This is a genomic window from Bradyrhizobium sp. LTSPM299 (assembly GCF_000938235.1).
GTDB lineage: Bacteria > Pseudomonadota > Alphaproteobacteria > Rhizobiales > Xanthobacteraceae > Bradyrhizobium.
This window is the reverse complement of sequence record NZ_JYMU01000049.1, coordinates 460430-480471: the sequence shown is the minus strand read 5'-3', so window position 1 is coordinate 480471 and position 20042 is coordinate 460430. Positions and strand designations below refer to the sequence as shown.

Annotated in this window: 18 protein-coding genes; 6 read left to right on the top strand and 12 right to left on the bottom strand. The window is 65.6% G+C overall.

Annotated elements, in window-relative coordinates; genetic code table 11:
• Positions 1-15 precede the first annotated feature (15 nt).
• Entirely contained in the window at positions 16-1584 is a 1569-nt protein-coding gene (locus tag UP10_RS25480; RefSeq protein ID WP_044589933.1) for a GMC family oxidoreductase, read from the top strand.
• A 77-nt stretch (positions 1585-1661) separates the two neighbouring features.
• Here UP10_RS25480 and UP10_RS25475 read toward each other — a convergent pair whose 3' ends face one another.
• Positions 1662-1967, bottom strand: a complete 306-nt coding sequence (locus UP10_RS25475) for a ribbon-helix-helix domain-containing protein (RefSeq protein WP_044589932.1) — start codon at positions 1965-1967, stop codon at positions 1662-1664.
• 228 nt (positions 1968-2195) lie between these two features.
• Here UP10_RS25475 and mutL point away from each other — a divergent pair, with 228 nt between their 5' ends.
• Positions 2196-4013, top strand: coding sequence for a DNA mismatch repair endonuclease MutL (gene mutL, locus UP10_RS25470; protein ID WP_044589931.1), 1818 nt, complete (start codon positions 2196-2198; stop codon positions 4011-4013).
• A 136-nt stretch (positions 4014-4149) separates the two neighbouring features.
• Here the strand turns inward: mutL and rsmD are convergent, their stop codons facing one another.
• Positions 4150-4704 (bottom strand): 16S rRNA (guanine(966)-N(2))-methyltransferase RsmD, encoded by a 555-nt coding sequence (gene rsmD, locus UP10_RS25465; RefSeq protein WP_044589930.1) that lies wholly within the window; start codon positions 4702-4704, stop codon positions 4150-4152.
• 6 nt (positions 4705-4710) lie between these two features.
• On the bottom strand, positions 4711-6894 hold the full coding sequence (locus tag UP10_RS25460; RefSeq protein ID WP_044589929.1) for a pseudouridine synthase: 2184 nt from the start codon (positions 6892-6894) through the stop codon (positions 4711-4713).
• Between the two features lie 128 nt (positions 6895-7022).
• Between UP10_RS25460 and UP10_RS25455 the strand changes: the two genes are divergently transcribed.
• Positions 7023-7481, top strand: coding sequence for a nucleoside deaminase (locus tag UP10_RS25455; protein WP_044589928.1), 459 nt, complete (start codon positions 7023-7025; stop codon positions 7479-7481).
• Between the two features lie 134 nt (positions 7482-7615).
• On the opposite strand, the gene UP10_RS25450 is transcribed toward UP10_RS25455, so the two are convergent.
• A complete protein-coding gene (locus UP10_RS25450) occupies positions 7616-8521 on the bottom strand; it encodes an alpha/beta fold hydrolase (RefSeq protein ID WP_044589927.1) in 906 nt (301 codons plus the stop codon).
• A 122-nt stretch (positions 8522-8643) separates the two neighbouring features.
• Here UP10_RS25450 and UP10_RS25445 point away from each other — a divergent pair, with 122 nt between their 5' ends.
• Complete coding sequence (locus UP10_RS25445; RefSeq protein ID WP_044589926.1) at positions 8644-9876, top strand: acyl-CoA dehydrogenase family protein; 1233 nt, start codon at positions 8644-8646, stop codon at positions 9874-9876.
• A gap of 126 nt (positions 9877-10002) precedes the next feature.
• On the opposite strand, the gene purD is transcribed toward UP10_RS25445, so the two are convergent.
• Positions 10003-11280 (bottom strand): phosphoribosylamine--glycine ligase, encoded by a 1278-nt coding sequence (purD, locus tag UP10_RS25440; protein ID WP_044589925.1) that lies wholly within the window; start codon positions 11278-11280, stop codon positions 10003-10005.
• 164 nt (positions 11281-11444) lie between these two features.
• Here purD and xseA point away from each other — a divergent pair, with 164 nt between their 5' ends.
• Positions 11445-13073, top strand: a complete 1629-nt coding sequence (xseA, locus tag UP10_RS25435) for an exodeoxyribonuclease VII large subunit (protein ID WP_044589924.1) — start codon at positions 11445-11447, stop codon at positions 13071-13073.
• On the opposite strand, the gene UP10_RS25430 is transcribed toward xseA, so the two are convergent.
• Entirely contained in the window at positions 13070-13900 is an 831-nt protein-coding gene (locus tag UP10_RS25430) for a dienelactone hydrolase family protein (RefSeq protein WP_044589923.1), read from the bottom strand. The genes xseA and UP10_RS25430 overlap by 4 nt on opposite strands.
• A gap of 200 nt (positions 13901-14100) precedes the next feature.
• Between UP10_RS25430 and UP10_RS25425 the strand changes: the two genes are divergently transcribed.
• Complete coding sequence (locus UP10_RS25425; protein ID WP_044589922.1) at positions 14101-14328, top strand: DUF2093 domain-containing protein; 228 nt, start codon at positions 14101-14103, stop codon at positions 14326-14328.
• 17 nt (positions 14329-14345) lie between these two features.
• On the opposite strand, the gene lpxK is transcribed toward UP10_RS25425, so the two are convergent.
• From lpxK to UP10_RS25395, 6 genes are all read right to left on the bottom strand, one after another.
• Positions 14346-15368: a tetraacyldisaccharide 4'-kinase gene (gene lpxK, locus UP10_RS25420; protein ID WP_044589921.1), complete on the bottom strand. Its 1023-nt coding sequence runs from the start codon at positions 15366-15368 to the stop codon at positions 14346-14348.
• Complete coding sequence (locus tag UP10_RS25415; protein WP_044589920.1) at positions 15361-16695, bottom strand: 3-deoxy-D-manno-octulosonic acid transferase; 1335 nt, start codon at positions 16693-16695, stop codon at positions 15361-15363. The genes lpxK and UP10_RS25415 overlap by 8 nt, the downstream gene beginning before the upstream one ends.
• Positions 16658-17371, bottom strand: a complete 714-nt coding sequence (locus tag UP10_RS25410) for a lysophospholipid acyltransferase family protein (RefSeq protein ID WP_044589919.1) — start codon at positions 17369-17371, stop codon at positions 16658-16660. The genes UP10_RS25415 and UP10_RS25410 overlap by 38 nt, the downstream gene beginning before the upstream one ends.
• A complete protein-coding gene (locus tag UP10_RS25405) occupies positions 17368-17616 on the bottom strand; it encodes a DUF4170 domain-containing protein (RefSeq protein ID WP_029079221.1) in 249 nt (82 codons plus the stop codon). The genes UP10_RS25410 and UP10_RS25405 overlap by 4 nt, the downstream gene beginning before the upstream one ends.
• 130 nt (positions 17617-17746) lie before the next feature.
• Complete coding sequence (locus tag UP10_RS25400) at positions 17747-18556, bottom strand: 3'(2'),5'-bisphosphate nucleotidase CysQ (protein ID WP_044589918.1); 810 nt, start codon at positions 18554-18556, stop codon at positions 17747-17749.
• A complete protein-coding gene (locus UP10_RS25395) occupies positions 18543-19937 on the bottom strand; it encodes a TldD/PmbA family protein (RefSeq protein WP_044590119.1) in 1395 nt (464 codons plus the stop codon). Before UP10_RS25395 ends, UP10_RS25400 begins: the two co-directional genes overlap by 14 nt.
• Positions 19938-20042: the final 105 nt, after the last annotated feature.

Here is a 20042-nt window from a genome sequence, read left to right as displayed (position 1 = left end):
TCAGGAGGAAACACCATGGCTAAATTCGATCTGAATGACAGCGGCGTTGTCGTCATCGTCGGCTCCGGTGCCGGCGGCGGAACGCTTGGCAATGAACTGGCGCAGAAGGGCATCAAGGTCGTGATCCTGGAAGCCGGCAGCCGCATCGAGAACCAGGATTTCATCAACGACGAGTGGGACAGCTTCACCCAGCTCGCCTGGTCCGACATGCGCACCACGTCGGGAAGCTGGCGCGTTGCCAAGGATTTCGCGAACCTGCCGGCCTGGATCGTGAAGGCGGTCGGCGGTTCGACCACGCACTGGGCCGGCGCCTCGCTGCGCTTCGACGAGCACGAGTTCAAGGCCAAGTCGACCTACGGCAATTTGCCCGGCGCCAACCTTCTGGATTGGCCGATCACGCTCGCCGATATGGAGCCATACTACGCCAAGGCCGAGAACAAGATGGGCGTGACGCGTACCAACGGGATCCCTGGGCTACCCGGCAACAACAATTTCAAGGTGCTGGAGGCCGGCGCCAAGAAGCTCGGCTACAAGGAGGTGCATACCGGGCGGATGGCGATCAACTCTGAGCCGCGCGACGGCCGCGGAGCCTGTCAGCAAATCGGCTTCTGCTTCCAGGGCTGCAAGTCCGGCGCCAAATGGTCGACGCTCTACACGGAAATCCCGAAGGGCGAAGCCACCGGCAATCTCGAAGTGCGCCCCAACAGCATGGTGATCAAGATCGAGCACGATCAATCCGGCAAGGTGACCGGAGTGGTCTATGCCGACGCTGCGGGCGCGACGCAGCGCCAGAAGGCGCGTGTGGTCGCGGTCGCCGGCAATTCGATCGAGAGCCCGCGACTGCTGCTGAACAGCGCCTCGACCATGTTCCCGGACGGCCTTGCCAATTCATCGGGCCAGGTTGGACGCAACTACATGCGGCACATGACCGGCAGCGTGTATGCCGTGTTCGAGCAATCGGTGCACATGTATCGCGGCACCACGATGGCCGGCATCGTCCGTGACGAGGCAAAGAACGATCCGAAGCGCGGCTTCGTCGGCGGCTACGAGATGGAGACGCTGTCGCTCGGCCTGCCGTTCATGGCGGCGTTCCTCAATCCCGGCGCGTGGGGGCGCACCTTCACCGGCGCGATGGAAGGCTATCCGCGGATGGCGGGCATGTGGCTGGTCGGCGAAGACATGCCGCAGGAGACCAACCGCATCACGCTTGACCCGGTGGCCAAGGACAAGTTCGGCATGCCGGTCGCGAGCGTGCATTTCGACGATCATCCGAATGACCTTGCGATGCGCGAGCACGCCTACAAGCAGGGGTCTGCCGTCTACGAGGCAGTCGGCGCCACGGTGACCTACCCCACGCCGCCCTATCCCAGCACCCACAACATGGGCACCAACCGGATGAGCGAGAAGCCGCGGGACGGCGTGGTCAACAAGTTCGGCCAGACACACGACATCAAGAACCTGTTCGTCTCCGACGGCAGCCAGTTCACCTCGGGTGCAGCCTGCAATCCGACGCTGACGATCGTGTCGTTGGCAATCCGGCAGGCCGACACCATCGCCGGCGCGATGCAACGCAAGGAAATCTAGGTCCGGCAGTCCCAAACGAACGCGGCTCTACCCGGAACGGGCGGAGCCGCTTTTCATTGCCGTCAGGGCCGCCTAGCCTATTCGGCGGCGTCCAGGATGGCCTCGCGGTGAAACACGGCCGGCGCACTCTGTGAGCGGTAGATCAGGCAGCAGCAGCGCAACAGCGACGCGAAATTATTGACTTCGCCATGGTGGTCGAGGACCTCGCCGTACAGCGTGGTGAGGAACTTGGCCAGTGTCATGCCTTCCTTGGCCGCGATCTCCTCCAGCGTATCCCAGAACGACATTTCCAGCCGAATCGAGGTGCAATGGCCGCCGATCCGCAGCGATCGGGTCTGCGATTCATAGTTGCGTTGCGGCTGGTGCGCGAACAAATGGCACATGGCGATCCTCCGGCAAGATTATAATTTTTCTAAACGATATACCTGCGCGTCGGGCCTCACAATCACCACGTAGGAACTAGCGCGGTCCGTGCCGAAGATGAGTATCTTCAAGGCGATAAGCCGGCTCCATCCCCAGTTAACGGGTGACATTCCCGGGCCACCCGATGCATTTGCCCGCCCGGCGCTCTAGAATGGCCCAAGCCTCGAATCTCCTCAAAACGTAGCGCCATGCCCGTCCGCCAGCTTCCCGAACAGGTCGTCAACCGCATCGCCGCCGGCGAGGTGGTCGAGCGTCCCGCGAGCGTAGTCAAGGAACTCGTGGAAAATGCGATCGACGCCGGTGCGAGCCGGATCGACGTCTTCACCGATGGCGGCGGCCGGCGCCGGATCGGCATTACCGATGACGGCAGCGGCATGACGCGCAGCGATCTCGCGCTGGCGGTCGACCGCCATGCCACCTCCAAGCTCGACGACGAAGACCTGCTGCGTATCCGGACGCTCGGGTTCCGTGGCGAGGCGCTGCCGTCGATCGGCGCGGTGGCAAAACTCGGCATTACCACGCGCCACGCCGGCGAGCCGCATGCCTGGTCGCTGTCAGTCGAAGGCGGCGCGAAATCGGACGTGATGCCGGCCGCGCTCGGCCACGGCACCCGCGTCGAGGTCAATGACCTGTTCTATGCGACGCCGGCGCGGCTCAAGTTCCTGAAGACCGACCGCACCGAAGCCGAGGCGATCCGCGAGGTGGTGCGGCGCCTTGCCATGGCGCGTCCCGACATCGCCTTCACGCTGGCCGGCGAGGAGCGCGCGCCGGTCACCTGGGCCGCCGCCCTGCCCGGCGCTGCCGGCCGGCTGACGCGGCTTGGCGATATCCTGGGCGCCGATTTTCGCAGTTGCGCGATCGAGGTCCATTCCGAACGCGAGGGTGTCGCGGTCGACGGCTTTGCCGCCGCGCCGTCGCTGACCCGCGCCAATGCACTCGGGCAATATCTGTTCGTCAACGGCCGTCCGGTCCGCGACAAGCTGATCCTGGGCGCGGTGCGCGCGGCCTATTCCGACTACCTGCCGCGCGATCGTCATCCCGTAGTGGCGCTGTTCGTGACCTGCGACCCGCAAGAGGTCGACGCCAATGTGCATCCAGCCAAGACCGAGGTCCGGTTCCGCAATGCCGGCCTGGTCCGCGCGTTGATCGTGCACGCATTGAAGGACGGCCTGGCGCGCGAGGGCAAGCGCACCGCGGCCAACGCCGTCGACGGCACCACGTTGCAGGCGTTCCGTCCGTCGTTTGCGCCGCCGCGCCCGGGCAATTGGGACTGGCGGGGTTCGCCGTCCTTTCCGGTCAACCCGATGCGCGCGTTCGAGGGCGCGGCGGCAGCGGCGTTCGCCGAACCCGGGCAGGCTGCCTTCGATGTCGGCACGCCGACCGCCGATGTGCGTTTCGAGGCGGACCTCGCGCCCGACATGCTCGACCGCCCGCTCGGTGCGGCGCGCACCCAGATCCACGAGACCTATATCGTCTCGCAGACCCGCGACGGGCTGATCGTGGTGGATCAGCACGCCGCCCATGAGCGCATCGTCTACGAGAAGTTGAAGGCCTCGCTGGCGAAGAACGGCGTGCAGCGGCAGATCCTGCTGATCCCCGAAATCGTCGAACTCGATGAAGCGACCGTCGAGAGGCTGCTCGATCGCGCCGAAGAGCTGGCGTCATTTGGCCTGGCGATCGAATCCTTCGGCCCCGGCGCGGTCGCGGTGCGTGAAACACCCTCGCTGCTCGGCAAGGCCAATGCGGCCGGCCTGTTGCGCGATCTCGCCGAGCACATGGCGGAATGGGATGAGGCGCTGCCGCTCGAGCGTCGCCTGATGCATGTCGCCGCCACCATGGCCTGCCACGGCTCGGTCCGCGCCGGTCGCCGCCTCAAGCCGGAAGAGATGAACGCGCTGCTCCGCGAAATGGAAGACACGCCGAACTCCGGCCAGTGCAACCATGGCCGCCCGACCTATGTCGAATTGAAGCTGAGTGATATCGAGAAGCTGTTCGGGCGGAGGTAGTAGCCGTGTACACAGCTGTCATCGCCCGGCTTGACCGGGCGACCCAGTACGCCGCGGCGGACGTGATTGGACGAGAGGCCTCGGCGTACTGGATCACCCGCATGCGCGGGTGACGACAAGAGAGCACGCGGAAGCACTACGTCCTCTGCAAAAACACAAACTCCGTATCGTCATACGCGCGGCGCTCGAGCTCTTCGAATCCTTCAGGCGCCGCGAACGCCGCGGCCTTTGCTTCCTCGACGACGACCAGCGCGCCCGGCGTCAGCCAGCCGCCGTCGCGCAGCGAGGCGAGCGCCTTGTCGGCGAGACCCTTGCCGTAGGGCGGATCGAGGAACGCCAGCGAGAACGGCTCCATCGGGTGCGCGGGGCCGAGATCGGTGGCATCGCGGCGATAGACTTTTGTCACGCCGCCGAGGCCCAGTGACTCCACGTTGTTGCGCAACAGCGCACGTGCCTCTGCACCGTTGTCGACGAACAGCGTGAATTTTGCGCCGCGCGAGACGGCTTCGATTCCCAGCGCGCCGGTGCCGGCGAACAGATCCAGCACGCGTGCGTCCGCGATCGGGTTGTCGTACGCGTGGATCAGGATGTTGAACACGGATTCGCGCAGCCGATCCGCGGTCGGCCTGATCTCGCGACCTGACGGCGACGCGAGATTGCGCCCCTTCAGTCGACCCCCGACGACGCGCATCGCGTATTACTCGTCCTTCGGCGTGAGATCGCGCTTGCCGTGATAGCCGCGCTTGGGGCGGCGCGGCGGGCCGTAGCCATTGGCTTCGTCCTCGTTGCGCGCGCGCGCCTCGTCGCTGCCGGTGCGCTGCACCAGCACGCGGCGGCCCTTGCGGTCGTTGATCAGCGCGCTCTTGCCCGCGGGCTTGAACGGCTTCTTGCCGTCAGGTGCATCGCCCGAATCGTCGGCCTCGACCTCGGCCTTGCGCTGCTCCGGCCGGTTGAAATCCGCGCCGGCAAGCTTTGCGATCTTCTCGCCGAGCTGCTCGCGCAGCACGCGCGTCTTGACCTCCTCGACCTTGCCCTCCTCGAGCTCGCCGAGTTGGAACGGACCGTAGGAGACCCGGATCAGACGGTTCACTTCGAGGCCGAGATGCGCCATCACGTTACGAACCTCGCGGTTCTTGCCCTCGCGGATCGCGAACACCACCCAGACATTGGCGCCCTGGTCGCGCTCCAGCGTCGCATCGATCGGGCCATATTTGACGCCGTCGACCTCGATGCCGTTCTTCAACTGGTCGAGCTGTTCCTGCGTCACCTCGCCATGCGCGCGGACGCGGTAGCGGCGCAGCCAGCCGGTGTCGGGATGCTCCAGCGTGCGAGCGACCCCGCCGTCATTGGTGAGCAGCAGCAGGCCCTCGGTGTTGAAATCGAGTCGGCCGATCGAGATCAGCCGCGGCAGGCCCTCCGGCAGATTATCGAACACGGTCGGCCGCCCTTCCGGGTCGGCATGCGTCGTCATCAGCCCGCGCGGCTTGTGATACATGAACAACCGCGTTCGCTCGCGCGGCGGCAATTGCTTGCCGTTGACGGCCACGACATCGTTCTCGGTGACATCAAGCGCCGGCGAGTTGATCACGCGGCCGTTAACGGTGACGCGGCCCTGCGTGACCATCTCCTCGGCATCACGGCGCGAGGCGAGACCGGCGCGTGCCAGAACTTTTGCGATGCGCTCGCCTGCCTTCTTCGGCTTCGGTTCGGGACGCTCGCGCCGATCGAAGTCGGGCCGTTCGCGATAGGCGCCGCGGCCTCCAAAGGCCGGGCGCTTCGCGAAGACCTTGCTGTCGTCCTCGTTCTCGCGGCGCGGACGATCGCCGAAACCGCCTTCACTGCGCGGATGTTCCTGCCAGCCCGTGCGGCCTTCGGGCCGCTCACGACGGTCGCCGCCTTCCTCTTTGCGATCCCCGGAGCGATCCCAGCGCGGACGGCTGAATTTCGGACGATCGCCCTGTTCGCGATCCTCGCGCGGCTTATCGGAGCGCGGCCTGTCGAAACTCCGTGCGCCATCGCGCGGCGGGCGCGAATCGCGGTCGCCCCGGTCATCGCGCTTCTGCCACGGCTTGGATTCGCCGCGCTGCGGCCGATCGCCGAAATCTTTACGCGGACCACGGTCCGCCCTGTCGCCGAAATCCTTGCGCGGACCACGATCTGGCGCGCCCCGCGGCGAGAATTTCCGCTCCCCGCCGAATTTCCGTTCCGGCCGGTCGCCATCGCGCGGCGGGCGCGGACTGTAAGGGCGATCACCCCGCGGCCGGTCACCATCCTTGCGGAAACCTTCGCCGCGCGGCGTGTAGGGGCGTTTCTCGCCATCACGGTCGCGCGGCGTGTAAGGCTTCTTGTCGCCGAACTTCCGATCAGAGGACCGTGCGGCCGGGCGAGCGTCATCGCGATCACGGCGCGGTGGGCGATCGTCGCGGTTAAAGTTCGGGCGGTCGCCACGCGGGGTGTAGGGGCGCTTTTCGCCACCGCGATCTTCGCGTGGCTTGAACGAACGCTTCTCGCCATCCCCGTCGCGGGCCGGACGTGCGCTGAAGGGCCTATCGCCACGCGGCTTGAACGGGCGCTTCTCGCCATCGCCATCGCGCGGAGGACGAGGGCTGAATGGCCGATCGCCGCGCGGGCGATCCTCACGATTGAACTTCGGCTTGTCGCCGAACTCGCGGCGCGGCGGACGATCACCGCCGAACGCGCGCTTCTCGCCATCACCCTTGCCGGCCGAATCCTTGCCCCCAAAGCCACGCTTGGCGAACTTCTTGTCCGGGCCGCGGGCGGCACCGGAGCGGCCTTTGCTGCCGCCGGGACGGCCTTTTCCACCGCCAGGACGATCACGCCGGCCGCCGGAATCGTTGTTTTTATCGCTGTCGCGGGGCATGAATAATCTCGCTGGACGTTCAATTGAGGTGCAAGGGTGACCGGCCGTACGCGCCCTGTTGGCGGCGCGTTTGACGCAAAACCGGCATCCACTTTTGCTGAAGGCGAGCTAGTAGCAGGTTTCTTCCGATGATACGAGGTATGACAGCCCCCTCTTTTATGGATTTGGCGCTGAAAACGGCCAAAAATGCCGGAAAATCGGGCGAGGTCCCGATCGGATGCGTGATTGTGCGGGGTTATGAGGTGATCGCCACCGCCAGCAACCGCACGCTGACCGACCGCGACCCCACCGCCCATGCCGAGATTCTGGCGCTCCGGCAGGCCGCCGAAACCATCGGCACCGAGCGGCTGGTCGATTGCGACCTCTACGTCACCCTCGAGCCCTGCACCATGTGCGCCGGCGCAATCTCGCTGGCGCGCATCCGACGGCTCTATTACGGCGCGGCCGACCCCAAGGGCGGCGCGGTGGAATCAGGCGTGCGGTTCTTTGCGCAGCCGACATGCCACCATGTGCCAGAGGTCTACGGCGCAGTCGGCGAGCGCGAGTCGGCGACGCTGCTGAAGGATTTTTTCAAGGAACGGAGGTAGGGGCAGGCCCGCGCCTCCCCACCGCGGTCATCATCCGCGAAAGCGGATGATCCAGTATTCCAGAGACAGCAGTGATCAATCGATAAGCCGCGGCGTACTACCCGCATGCGCGGGTATGACAGGTTACCTTGTGGCTACGCCGCCAGGAAAAACTCCCGCAACAGCTTCGCGGTCACACCCGGATTCTCCTCGGTCAAAAAATGTCCGGAATCCACCGACGCGCCAGACACATTGGTCGCCCATGTCTTCCAGGTATCGAGCGGCGTGGTCGCGGCGTTGGCAACGCCGGCATCACCCCATAACGCCAGCATCGGAATCGTGATCTTGTTGCCCGCATTGACATCGGCCTTGTCGATCTCGTAGTCGGCATAGGCGCCGGCGCGGTAGTCCTCGCACATCGCATGGATGCGCGCGGGATCGCGGAACGGCGCCAGGTAATGCTCCAGCGCGCGCGGATCGATGGGAGCGAGCGTCTTGCTCTTGGTCTGGCTCGCCATCTTCTCCTTCAGGAAGAACTCGCCATGCCCCGAGATCAGCGTTTCCGGCAGTGGATATGGCTGCGCCAGAAACGCCCAGTGGTAGATCTTCAGCGCGGACAGCCGGTTCAGCCGCTCCCAGTAATCATATGTCGGTGCGATATCGAGCACCGCGAGCTTTGACAACCGGCCGGGATGATCGAGCGCCAGCCGGTACGACACGCGACCGCCGCGATCGTGGCCGGCGAGCGCGAAATGCACATGACCGAGCTGCCCCATGGCCTCGATCATGGTCTTTGCCCACGCGCGCTTGGTGTAGGGCGTGTGGTTCTCGTCGCTATCGGGCATGTCGGACCGGCCGTAGCCCGGCAGGTCGGGGATGATCAGCGTGAATCTGTCGTCGAGTTGCGGCGCCACCTGATGCCACATCACATGCGTCGACGAGAATCCGTGCAGCAGCAACAGCGGCGGCCCTTTGCCGCCGACGCGGGCGAAGATGCGGCCCTGCGAGGTATTGATCCATTCGGAGGCGTAGCCGGGAAAAAGATCAGCGAGATCAGGCATCGTGGCGTCCTTCCCTGTCGCGGCGTGGCTGCTTCAAACTTTGTTTGTCGTTGCCGCTGGCAGATCGCAGGTTTATGCCATTCCCAAGCCGCGCCAACAACAAACCGAAATGAGGAAGTGCCATGTCGATCGATTTCGAGATTCCGGCCGAAGCCAAGGCGATCCGCGAGAAGGTCCGCAAGTTCGTGCACGACGAGTGCATCCCCGCGGAGAAGGAACTCGACACCAAGCCGCTCGCCGAGGTGCTGAGCCCGCTGCGAAAGAAGGCCCGCGCGCAGGGCCTGTGGTGCCCGTTCGTGCCCAAGGAATACGGCGGTATGGGGCTCGGCCCATTGGCCAACGCGCTGGTGCAGATGGAGCTCGGCGAAAGCATGCTCGGCGCGCTGTCGATGAACACGCAGGGGCCCGACGACGCCTCGATGATGACCATCCTGGCGCACGGCACGGAATATCAGAAGGAGAAGTTCCTCAAGCCGCTGCTCAACGGCGAGAAGCGCATCTGCTTCTCGATGACGGAAAAGGCCGCCGGCGCCGACGCCACCGGCATGCAGACCACCGCCGTGAAGGACGGCAACGAGAATTACGTCCTCAACGGCGAGAAATGGTTCTCCTCGTCCGCGAGCGTCGCCGACATGGCGCTGGTGATGGCCAAGACCGATCCGAATGCGCCGCGCCACAAGCAATACTCGACATTCATCGTCGAGCTGCCGAACCCCGGCTATCGTATCAAGCGCAACATCGCGAACATGGCAATCGAGGGCCCGCACGACGACGTCATCCATGGCGGCCATTCCGAGATCGAGATCAAGGACCTGAAGGTATCAGCGGACAATCTGCTCGGCGGCGAGGGCAACGGCTTCAACATGGGCCAGCATCGTCTTGCCTATGGCCGGCTGCGTCACGGCATGCACAACGTCGCCAAGGCGCAGCGCGCGCTCGACATGGCCGTCGCCCACATCACCAAACGCTCGACCTTCGGCCATTTGCTGGCCGACCGCCAGGGGGTGCAGTTCATGCTCGCCGACTGCGCAAGTGAGCTCTATATCGGCCGGCTGATGCTGCTGCACATCGCCTACAAGGCGGAGAAGGGCCTCGACATCAGGCAGGAGAACTCGATCGCGAAGATCTTCCATGCGCATATGGTGCACAAGGTGATCGACACCGCGATCCAGCTCCACGGCGCGCTCGGCTTCAGCCAGGATACGCCGCTCGCGAAATGGTACACCCAGGTGCGCTCGCAGCGGCTGGTCGACGGTCCCGACGAGGTGCACAAGTGGAAGATCGGCAAGAACGTCATCAAGGCGTTCCGCGAACACGGGACGACGGCATCAGCGGCGGGCGGGGATTTGCTCTGACACCACGCGGTCATTCCGGGGGGCGGCGCAGAGCGCCGAACCCGGAATCTCGAGATGAGGGGAAGACGCGCAAGCAACATCGGGATTCCGGATCGACGCGCAATGCGCGTCGTCCGGAATGACGTACTAGCTCTTCTCCTGCTCCACCGCCTGCCACGCAATGTCGCGGCGACAGAAACCGTCGGGCCATTTGATCCGGTCGACCGCCTGATAGGCACGATCTCTGGCCTCGGTGACGGTCTTCCCCATCGCAGACACATTCAGCACGCGCCCGCCATTGGCGAGGATCGCGCCGTCCTTGGCCACCGTGCCGGCGTGGAAGATCTCGACGCCCTCGACCTTGGCGGCGTCATCCAACCCGTCGATCCGCGTGCCCTTGGCGTAATCGCCGGGATAGCCCTTCGCCGCCATCACCACCGTCAGCGCTGGCTCCGGATACCAGCGCAGATCGAAATGCTTCAGTTGTCCGTCGCAGGCAGCGAGGAAGGCCGGCACGATGTCCGACATCATCCGCAGCATCAGCACCTGGCATTCGGGATCGCCGAAGCGAACGTTGTACTCGAACAGTTTTGGGCCCTGCTCCGTCAGCATCACGCCGGCATAAAGTACGCCCGCGAACGGCGTGCCGCGGCTTTTCATTCCGGCGACCGTCGGCAGGATGATCCACGCCATGATATGGTCGTAGATCTCTGGCGTCACGAACGGCGTCGGCGAATAGGCGCCCATGCCGCCAGTGTTCGGGCCCTCGTCGTGATCAAACACGCGCTTGTGGTCCTGGGCGGTCGCCAGCGGGATCGCGGTCTCGCCATCACAGAGCGCGAAGAAACTGATCTCGCGGCCCGACAGGAACTCCTCGATCACCACCTCGGCGCCAGCCGAGCCGAACGCGCCGTCGAACATCATGGCGATCGCGGCCTCGGCTTCAGCCAGCGTCATTGCCACCACGACGCCCTTGCCGGCGGCAAGCCCGTCGGCCTTGACCACGATCGGCGCGCCCTGCGCACGGACATAGGCCAGCGCGTCGTGGGCGTTGTCGAACCGGCGATAGGCGCCGGTCGGAATGTTGAATTCGCTGCAGAGGTCTTTTGTAAATCCCTTGGAGCCCTCGAGCTGAGCGGCGTACTTGCGCGGCCCAAATGCCTTGATACCGGCGACTGTGAGATCGTCGACGATGCCGGCCGCGAGCGGCGTCTCAGGCCCGACCACCACAAGATCGACCGCGTTGCGCTTGCAGAAGTCGATCACCGCCGGATGGTCGGCGACATCGAGCGCGACGCATTCGGCCTCGCGCGCAATCCCGGCATTGCCCGGCGCGCACCACAGTTTCGTCAGCAGCGGAGACGCCGCGATCTTCCACGCAAGAGCGTGTTCGCGGCCGCCGGAACCGAGCAGGAGGATGTTCATGAATACAGCCAATTTAGGGGTGCGACGCGGTTTGGCACGGTGTAGCACGGCTCCGGACCGCCGCAATCGAGCAGTCCGGCCCCATGTGGATATGTGAACCGGTGCCCGAAATGGGCCGCTCGGACCTTGCACATGGGGGCGAAAACCCCGATTCTATAAGTCGAATGACCGCTACCCCGAATCTCGTCAACGCGCCCGAATTTACCGTCTCGGAACTCTCCTCCGCCCTGAAGCGGACCGTGGAGGACCGCTTCGGCCATGTCCGCGTCCGCGGCGAGATCTCCGGCTTCCGCGGCCCGCATTCCTCCGGGCACTGTTACTTCGCGCTCAAGGACGAGAACGCCAAGATCGAGGCTGTCGTCTGGAAGTTCGCCCACGCCCGGATGCGCTTCAAGCCGCAGGAAGGGCTCGAGGTCATCGCAACCGGCAAGCTGACGACCTATCCAAACTCCTCGAAATACCAGATCGTCATCGAGTCGCTGGAACCGGCCGGCGTCGGCGCGTTGATGGCGCTGATGGAGGAGCGCAAGAAGAAGCTCGCCGCCGAAGGCCTGTTCGACGAAGCCCGCAAGCAGCTTTTGCCGTGGCTGCCCGAAGTCATCGGCGTCGTCACCTCGCCGACCGGCGCCGTGATCCGGGACATCCTGCACCGGCTCGAGGACCGCTTTCCCCGCCACGTGCTGGTGTGGCCAGTCAAGGTCCAGGGCGAAGGCTCGGCCGAACAGGTGGCCGCCGCGATCCGCGGCTTCAACGCGCTGCCGGAAGGCGGCCGGATTCCGCGCCCTGATTTGCTGATCGTCGCGCGAGGCGGCGGCTCGCTGGAGGATCTCTGGTCGTTCAACGAGGAGATCGTGGTCCGCGCCGCGGCCGAAAGCCACATCCCGCTGATCTCGGCGGTCGGCCACGAGACCGATATCACGCTGATCGACTTTGTCGCCGACAAGCGCGCGCCGACGCCGACCGCCGCCGCCGAAATGGCGGTGCCGGTGCGCAGCGAGCTGATGGTCGAGGTCGCGGGGCTAGCCCGCCGCACCATGGTATGCTGGCAGCGCAGCCAGGAGGCGCGCCGCAACGAACTGCGCGCCGCGGCACGTGCGCTGCCTGCGGCGAGCGAGTTGCTCGCGATCCCGCGGCAACGGTTCGATCATCTCGGTGCGGCGCTGCCGCGTGGGTTGAAGGCCAACACGCACGCGCATTTCCGCCGCTTCGCCGCCAGCAGCGCGCGGCTGACCATCGGCGTGCTGCGCGGCCAGGTCGCGCATGCGCGGCAACGGCTGACCGTCTCCGGTGAACGCATCAATCTGTCGGCGCGCGCCCTGCTGCACCGCCGGCGCGAACGCTTTGCCGGGCTCGAGATCCGGCTGAAGGCCTCGAAGCTCGCCAATGCCAAGGCCCAGCGCAACGCGATCGCGCGCGATCTGGAGCGCACCCACCGCCTCGCCGAACGCGCCCGCCGCGCGCTGAAAACCGCGATGCAGCGGCTCGAGGCCCGCGTCGCGCATAGCGGACAGCTGCTGTCGGCGCTGTCCTATCGCGGCGTACTGGCGCGCGGCTTTGCGCTGGTGCGCGACGAGCGCGGCCATGCGGTCCACGCGGCGACCGCCATCGGCCCCGGTGCCAGCCTCTCGATCGAATTCGCCGACGGCCGCGTGGCAGCCACCGCCGACGCCGATCGGCCGCCGCCTACGGCGACGCCCGCGAGCGAGCCCAGGCCGCAGCCGCCACGTGAGGCGAAGACTGCGGTCGCACCCAAGCGCATCGCAAAGCCGATCGATCAGGGCAGCCTGTTTTAGCGCGCCAGCCATTCGGCAACGCGCTTTTGCGCATCCTTGCGCGCGTCGGTGTCGGTGCCGACGTGACCGCGCTCATCGATCGCAACATCGGACGAGGCCGCGATCACATGGAGCGGCAAATTGGCGCGATCGAAGCCATGATAGGCATCCGGATAAACCACGATCCTGGCAAGCGCGCTGCGGCCGCGGGCGCCGTCGACCATCTGGTGACAGGCCGACGGTGACGCGACATCGTCGCGTCCACCGATCAGGACCAGCGTCGGCACCCGCGCGCTCCAGCCAAGACCGGAGGACGAGCGGCAATCCGGATAGAACGCGATCGCCGAACGGAAATCCGGCTCAACGTTGCGCGACCACATTTGCGGCCGCACCGCCCACAGCAGGGCGGCGGCGCCGTTGCCCCAGCCGACCAGGCTGATGCGATCATGTGCCACCCATTTCTGCTGCACCAGCCACTGCCGCGCGGCGTTGATGTCGGCCACCCGCTCGCGCCGGATCTGGACCTGATGCTCCTTCGTGCGGCATTGCGGACCCAGCTCGCGCGAGCCGTAGCTGTCCGGCAGCAGCACCGCGTGCCCCGTCGTCAGCAGCTCCTCGGCCCAGTCGCGATAACGCGGCAGCACCGGCTCGGAGCGGCTGGCGAGGCCGCCGCAGCCATGCAATGCAATAACAACCGGAAACGGTCCATCGCCGTCAGGCCGGAACAGCTGCGCGTGCAGGGTGACATTGCCATCGGAGATCTCGACCTGTTGCGGGGCCGGCAGAGGTGCTGCGGCCGCAAGCGGCGCGGCGAGCATCAGAAAAATCAACGCTGACTTGAGGCGCATCCGGTCCGGCCGTCTCGCTATGGTGCTGGATCCACCGCGAACCATTTGTGCAACGCTATCATGTGCTTCCGCCGCCAAATCATCACAAGTCGGTGGTTTAACGGGCGGACACGACACCCTATCTGTGATAGACGGTTTCATGAACATCCAGTAAGCCTCGCACGAGGCAAGTGTCGTAAGAGGACAATCGGAGCTCCATCGTGCTGAACAAGTTCGGTCCCTCGGGCCATGGCGAAGCGCAGGTGCAATATCTCGACGGTGATTTCCGCGTGATCTCGCCCGGCACCTATGTGCGCTGCGCGATCACGGATGCGCGGATTCCGCTCGACGAACTGAAATACTGGAGCGTCGACCTGCAGGAGGCCTACGCCGTTCCGACCGCGGTGCTGCAGCGCCATTTTCCTGGCGCGCTCAAGCCGCAGACCTAGGGTCAACAAGGGCTGGCTTACTTGCGCCATCTCCCGTCCCTCGCCTTGAACAGCTGATCGGTCACGAAACGCCGCAACGCGGCGGTGTCCTCGAATTGCAGCGTCACCGCGAAAGGCACGATCGCCTGTGCCCAGGCTGACATGCCGTCCGCGCCACGCAATCGCGCAAGGTCCTTTTCCGTCGTCACCAGCGTCAAGCCGTCACGCGCAGCCTCCGTGACGAGATCTTCGATCTCACCTTTCGTAAAGGCATGATGATCGGCGAAGGCCTTGCCGCGCACGACCTCGAGGCCGCTCGCCCGTAGCGTGTTGAAAAAGCGCACGGGATCGCCGATGCCGGCAAACGCAAGGACGCGCTTGCCGCGCAGCGCGGCGAGCGAGGTCTCGTCGGGTTTCAGATGCGCCGACAGCACGGGCTTGCCGCGCGCCGCGATCTCGGCCGCGACCTTCTGCGCGGCCGGCCCCTCGCCGACGACGATCAGCGCGTCAGTGCGCTCGAGCTGCGGCCGCAACGGCGCGCGCAACGGCCCCGCCGGAATCACCCGGCCATTGCCGAGCCCGCGCGTGCCGTCGATCACGATCAGCGAGGCATCCTTGACGACGGCTGGATTCTGGAAGCCGTCATCCATCAGGATCACACTTGCGCCTTGCGATCGCGCCAGCGCGACGCCCTCGGCGCGATCGCGCGAAATCACGACCGGCAGCCCAGCCGCCATCATCAGGGGCTCGTCGCCGACATCTGATGCGGTGTGTCTGTCAAGATCGACCTTGACCGGCCCACGCAGTCTACCGCCATAGCCGCGGCTGAGCACGACCGGCCGTTCCTCGAGCTCGCGCAACAGCTTTGCCAGCGCCAGCACCGTCGGCGTCTTGCCGGCGCCGCCGACGTGATAATTGCCGACGCAAAGCACGGGAATCCCGGCATCGACGCCGACGCGCTGCAGGCGCTGCGCGGCGACCGCGCCGTAAAGCGCGGCAAGTGGTCTCAACAGTTGCGATGTCCAAGACGACGGCCGGTGCCAGAAGGCCGGCTCACGCATTGGCGGCTCCCATCTCGAGCCGCAACTGCAACAAATAGGGCTCCAGTGCCGCAAGCGTGCGCTCCAGCGCACCGCCGAGCTGCTCGACGACACGTTCCGATGCCGCCAGCGATACCTCACGCGCCGCAGGATCGGCGAGGAACTGGCCGAGCTGCTTGACCAGCGCTTCCTGGCCATCGGCGCGCCTGGCGCCGCCAGCCCGATCGAGCGCGTCATAGACGTCGGTGAAATTGAAGACATGCGGACCATGCACGATCGCGGCGCCGAGCTTCACCGCCTCGATCGGATTTTGTCCGCCATGCTCGACCAGCGAGCCGCCCATGAACACGATCGGGGCCAGCCGGTAGAACAGGCCGAGCTCGCCCATGGTATCGGCGACATAGATGTCGGTGGTCGCGACCGGCAGGTCCTCGCGCGAGCGCAGGCCGGGGCGCAACCCGGCATCCGTCACCAGCCGCGCGACCGCTTCGCCGCGATCGGCATGGCGCGGCACGATCACGGTCAGCAATCCCGGGAAGAACCCCGAGAGCGTCTTGTGCGCCTCGATCAGGATCTCTTCCTCGCCCGGATGGGTGGACGCCGCGACCACGATCGGGCGGCCGCGCGTCACCGACATCAGCCGCTCCAGCTTGGCTGGATCGGCGGGCGGTGCCGCGACGTCGAGCTTGAGATTGCCCGTGGTGATGACGTTGCGGCCGCCGAGCGTGGCAAAGCGCTCGCCATCGGTATTCGACTGCGCGAGGCACAGCTCGAAGCGTCCGAGCAACGCGGAGATCGTGTTGGAGACCCGGCGCCAGCGCGGGAACGAGCGCTGCGACATCCGCCCATTGATCAGCACCATCGGCAGCCGCCGCGCGGCGCTCGACAGGATCAGGTTCGGCCACAAATCGGACTCGATGAACAGCGCCAGCGATGGCTGCCAGTGATCGAGGAACCGCGCAACATAGCGCGGCGAGTCATATGGCACGTATTGGTGGATCACGTCGGGCGGGAAACGTTTGGCAACGATCGCAGCCGAAGTCACCGTGCCTGACGTGACGAGGATACGCAGATTGAGCGCGCGCAAGCGTTCGATCAGCGCTGCGGCCGCCAGCACTTCGCCGACGCTCGCGCCGTGGATCCAGACCAGCGGACCATGCGGCCGGACATCGTCGCTCATGCCGCGCCGCTCGCCGACCCGTTCGGGATCTTCCTTGCCGAGCTTGAGCCGTCGCTTGATCAAGGCAGGCGCCAGCGGCACCATCGCGAACGACAGCTTGCGGTAAACGCGCAACGTCATCGGGAGCGAGCTAGTCAAGCGCTGCCTCCGGTCGCCCGACGGCTGCATAGGCACGCCGGGTCGCCTCGTTCAGAAGGAACTCAACGTGCTGCCGAAGCTTTTCCATGGTTTCGGAATCGGCATCGGCTGGCACGTGAACCGGCTCAATACCTACCACTGCGCCGCGTCCGAATGGCAAATTGATGGTGGTGGAGTCCCAGTTTTTCAACCGGACGAACCGGCTGGTGACCATCGCAAGAGCCAGGATCGGCCGGCCGGTCTCCCGCGCCAGCATGATGGCGCCCAACCCAGCCACCCGCGCCCGCTTCGGCACGTCGGCGGTGGTCGCAACGTTCCAGCCATCTTCCAGCGCCCGGCCCATCTCCATGAAGGCGCCGACGCCGCCCTTGCGATGGAACGCGCCGGAATGGTCGCCGGAACCTCTGATAGTGCCGATGCCGAGCCGCTCGGCCGCGATGGCGTTGAACTCACCGTCGCGGTGGCGGGAGATCAGCACCTTGGCGCGATAGCTCTCCTTGATCCTGATGAACGGCGTCATGAAGTGCTGGCCGTGCCAGAACACGAAGATCGCCGGCATCATCGGCTCGACCTGCGCGTAGACATCCGGCGGGTCGTAGACAAAGCGGTTGGTCAGCCAGACCAACCGCAAATACTCGGCCGCAAGCACACCCAGCGCGCGCTGCACAAAGCGGCTGCGCAGCAAATCGCGAAACAGGCGTTTCAATGGGAGTGCTTTGCGTCCTGCTCGGGGTCGAGCAACCGGTGGAGGTGGACGACGAAATAGCGCATCTGGGCGTTATCGACGGTCTGCTGCGCCTTCGCCTTCCAGGCCGCATGGGCGGTCGCATAATTCGGATACACACCGACGATCTCGACCTCGTCGAGATTCTTGAAGGTGTTGTGTTCCAGATCGGTCAACTCGCCGCCGATCACGAGGTGGAGCAATTGCGGCTGGGCATTGTCTGACATGATGGATCTTTCCTAACGAGATGCCCGGCAAGCAAGTTGGGTCACGGTGTTCGCAGTTCTGGTCGCAAGAGTTCTGGTCGTAAGAGTTCTGGTCGCAGCAGTCGGATGCGCGGCGCGGATCGGGGTGGCCTCATGGCAGTGGACGGTTGCGAAAATGCTCGACAATGCGTGCATGACGATCGCGTCCCGCTGCCACCAGCACCCCATGCGTCACCTCCCGGCGATTGTACTCAATCGCATCCCCCGAGAGCGCAGTCATCTTACCATCCGCTTCCTGCACGATCAAATTCGCGGCGGCAAGGTCCCAGTCGCGGCTTTGCCCGCCGGCAAAGGCGGCGTCAAGGCTGCCTTGCGCGACCCGGCACAGCCGCAGCGCCAGCGATCCGATCCGCGGGAACAGCGTGATCTCGTCCGATGTGTCGCTTAGCCGCTGCACCAGCGGCTTCGGCCCCGCCATGCGCGGGAAATCGAAACCGGTCCCTGCGGTGGCGTGCACGGCGAGGTCGTTGCGGGTGGCGCCCTGCCCGCGCGCGGCGAAGAAGAACTCTTCGGTCGCGGGCGCATAAACCGCCGCGAGCACCGGCACTGCATTTTCAACCAGCGCCACACTAACGCACCAGTCCTCACGGCCCGCGAGGTAGGCGCGGGTGCCATCGATCGGATCGACGATCCAGGTCAGCCGTTTGCGAAGCCGCGCCTCGTCGTCCGCGCTCTCCTCCGACAACCAGCCGTAATCCGGCGTCGCGGACCGCAGCCGTGCCTCGAGCAAATCGTTGACCGCGATATCGGCTTCGGAGACCGGCGACGACGCGCCCTTGATCCAGTTCTTCAGCTCGGTACGGAACAGCGACAGCCCGAGCCGGCCCGCCTCCTGCACCGATCTGGTCAGCAAAGCGGCGTCGCGCGCCTTGGTCCAGTCGTCCGTATCAGCGTCCGCCAAGCGTCAGTCCCTCGATGCGCAACGTCGGCGCGTTGACGCCGTAGCGGAATTCCAAATCATTGGCTGCGACCAGCGACTTGAACATCGGCAGCAGATGGCCCGCGATCGTCACCTCGCTGACCGGATAGGTGATCTCGCCGTTCTCGATCCAGAACCCCGACGCGCCGCGGCTGTAGTCGCCGGTCACACCGTTGACCCCGGATCCGATCAGATCGGTGACATAGAATCCCTGCTTGATGTCGGAGATCAATTCCTTCGGCGTCGCCGTGCCGGGCTCGAGATGCAGATTGTAGGTTCCCGGCGACGGCGAGGAGGACACGCCGCGATGGGCATGCCCGGTCGTGACCAGGCCGAGCTCGCGTGCCGTCGCGGAGTCCAGAACCCACGTCGTCAGCACGCCCTCGTCGATCAGCGCAATCTTCTTCACCTTGACGCCCTCGGCGTCGAAGGTCTGCGAACGCAGGCCGCGCAGGCGCAACGGATCGTCGATGATGCGGATATCCTTCGAGAACAGCTGTTCGCCGAGCCGGTCCTTCAGGAAAGAGGTCTTGCGCGCGATCGAGGCGCCGTTGATGGCGCCGACCAGATGGCCGACGATCGATCCCGCAGCCCGCGGATCGAACACCACAGGCACCTTGCAGGTCTCGACCTTGCGTGGGTTCGACCGTGCCACCGCGCGCTCACCGGCACTGCGGCCGACGGACGTGGGTGAATCGAGATCGGAGGCATGCGGCGCGCTGGTGAAATCGTAATCGCGCTCCATGCCGGTCCCCTCACCGGAGATCGCGCTCGTCGAGATGCCGTGGCTGGACCGCAAATAAGAGCCGTGGAAGCCGGTCGATGTCACCAGCACCATGCCGCCAATTCCGGTCGAAGCCGATGCGCCGCCGGACTTGCTGACGCCCTTGACCGCGAGCGCTGCGGTCTCCGCCTCCATGGCGCGCTGCTCCAGTTCGGCTGTGGTGGGAACCTTGCGGTCGAGCAGATCGAGATCGGGGAAATCACGCGCATGGAGCGCCGCATCGGCGAGGCCGACATATTTGTCGTCGGGCGCCACGCGCGCCATCGCGACTGCGCGCTCGGCGAGCTTGGCGACCCCGTCGCCGCTGACGTCATTGGTCGAGACCACCGCCTGGCGCTGGCCGACGAACACCCGCAGCCCGACATCGTCGCCTTCCGACCGCTCGGTCTCCTCGACGCGACCGTCGCGCACCTCGACGCCCTGCGAGACGCCGCGCACCGCGACCGCGTCAGCCGCATCGGCACCGGCGCGCCTGGCGGCTTCGACCAGGCGCTGCGCGAGCTCGCTTAAGGCGGATTGGTCGAACAGATCGGAGGGATCGCCGTGTCGCGACGACGATGCAGATGGTGAAGGGTTCACGAACAAATTCCTGCGGATTGGACGGGGGAGCGGAATGAGGCCGACAGACCCACCAGATGTGCCGGATTCACAAGGATTTCAAGCGCTTTACTCGGGCAATTGGCA

Bases quoted from the DNA above. Each gene is read 5' to 3' on its own strand.
- UP10_RS25480 (WP_044589933.1), top strand. From the start codon at position 16: ATGGCTAAATTCGATCTGAATGACAGCGGCGTTGTCGTCATCGTCGGC.
- UP10_RS25475 (WP_044589932.1), bottom strand. From the start codon at position 1,967: ATGTGCCATTTGTTCGCGCACCAGCCGCAACGCAACTATGAATCGCAG.
- mutL (WP_044589931.1), top strand. From the start codon at position 2,196: ATGCCCGTCCGCCAGCTTCCCGAACAGGTCGTCAACCGCATCGCCGCC.
- rsmD (WP_044589930.1), bottom strand. From the start codon at position 4,704: ATGCGCGTCGTCGGGGGTCGACTGAAGGGGCGCAATCTCGCGTCGCCG.
- UP10_RS25460 (WP_044589929.1), bottom strand. From the start codon at position 6,894: ATGCCCCGCGACAGCGATAAAAACAACGATTCCGGCGGCCGGCGTGAT.
- UP10_RS25455 (WP_044589928.1), top strand. From the start codon at position 7,023: ATGATACGAGGTATGACAGCCCCCTCTTTTATGGATTTGGCGCTGAAA.
- UP10_RS25450 (WP_044589927.1), bottom strand. From the start codon at position 8,521: ATGCCTGATCTCGCTGATCTTTTTCCCGGCTACGCCTCCGAATGGATC.
- UP10_RS25445 (WP_044589926.1), top strand. From the start codon at position 8,644: ATGTCGATCGATTTCGAGATTCCGGCCGAAGCCAAGGCGATCCGCGAG.
- purD (WP_044589925.1), bottom strand. From the start codon at position 11,280: ATGAACATCCTCCTGCTCGGTTCCGGCGGCCGCGAACACGCTCTTGCG.
- xseA (WP_044589924.1), top strand. From the start codon at position 11,445: ATGACCGCTACCCCGAATCTCGTCAACGCGCCCGAATTTACCGTCTCG.
- UP10_RS25430 (WP_044589923.1), bottom strand. From the start codon at position 13,900: ATGCGCCTCAAGTCAGCGTTGATTTTTCTGATGCTCGCCGCGCCGCTT.
- lpxK (WP_044589921.1), bottom strand. From the start codon at position 15,368: ATGCGTGAGCCGGCCTTCTGGCACCGGCCGTCGTCTTGGACATCGCAA.
- UP10_RS25415 (WP_044589920.1), bottom strand. From the start codon at position 16,695: ATGCAGCCGTCGGGCGACCGGAGGCAGCGCTTGACTAGCTCGCTCCCG.
- UP10_RS25405 (WP_029079221.1), bottom strand. From the start codon at position 17,616: ATGTCAGACAATGCCCAGCCGCAATTGCTCCACCTCGTGATCGGCGGC.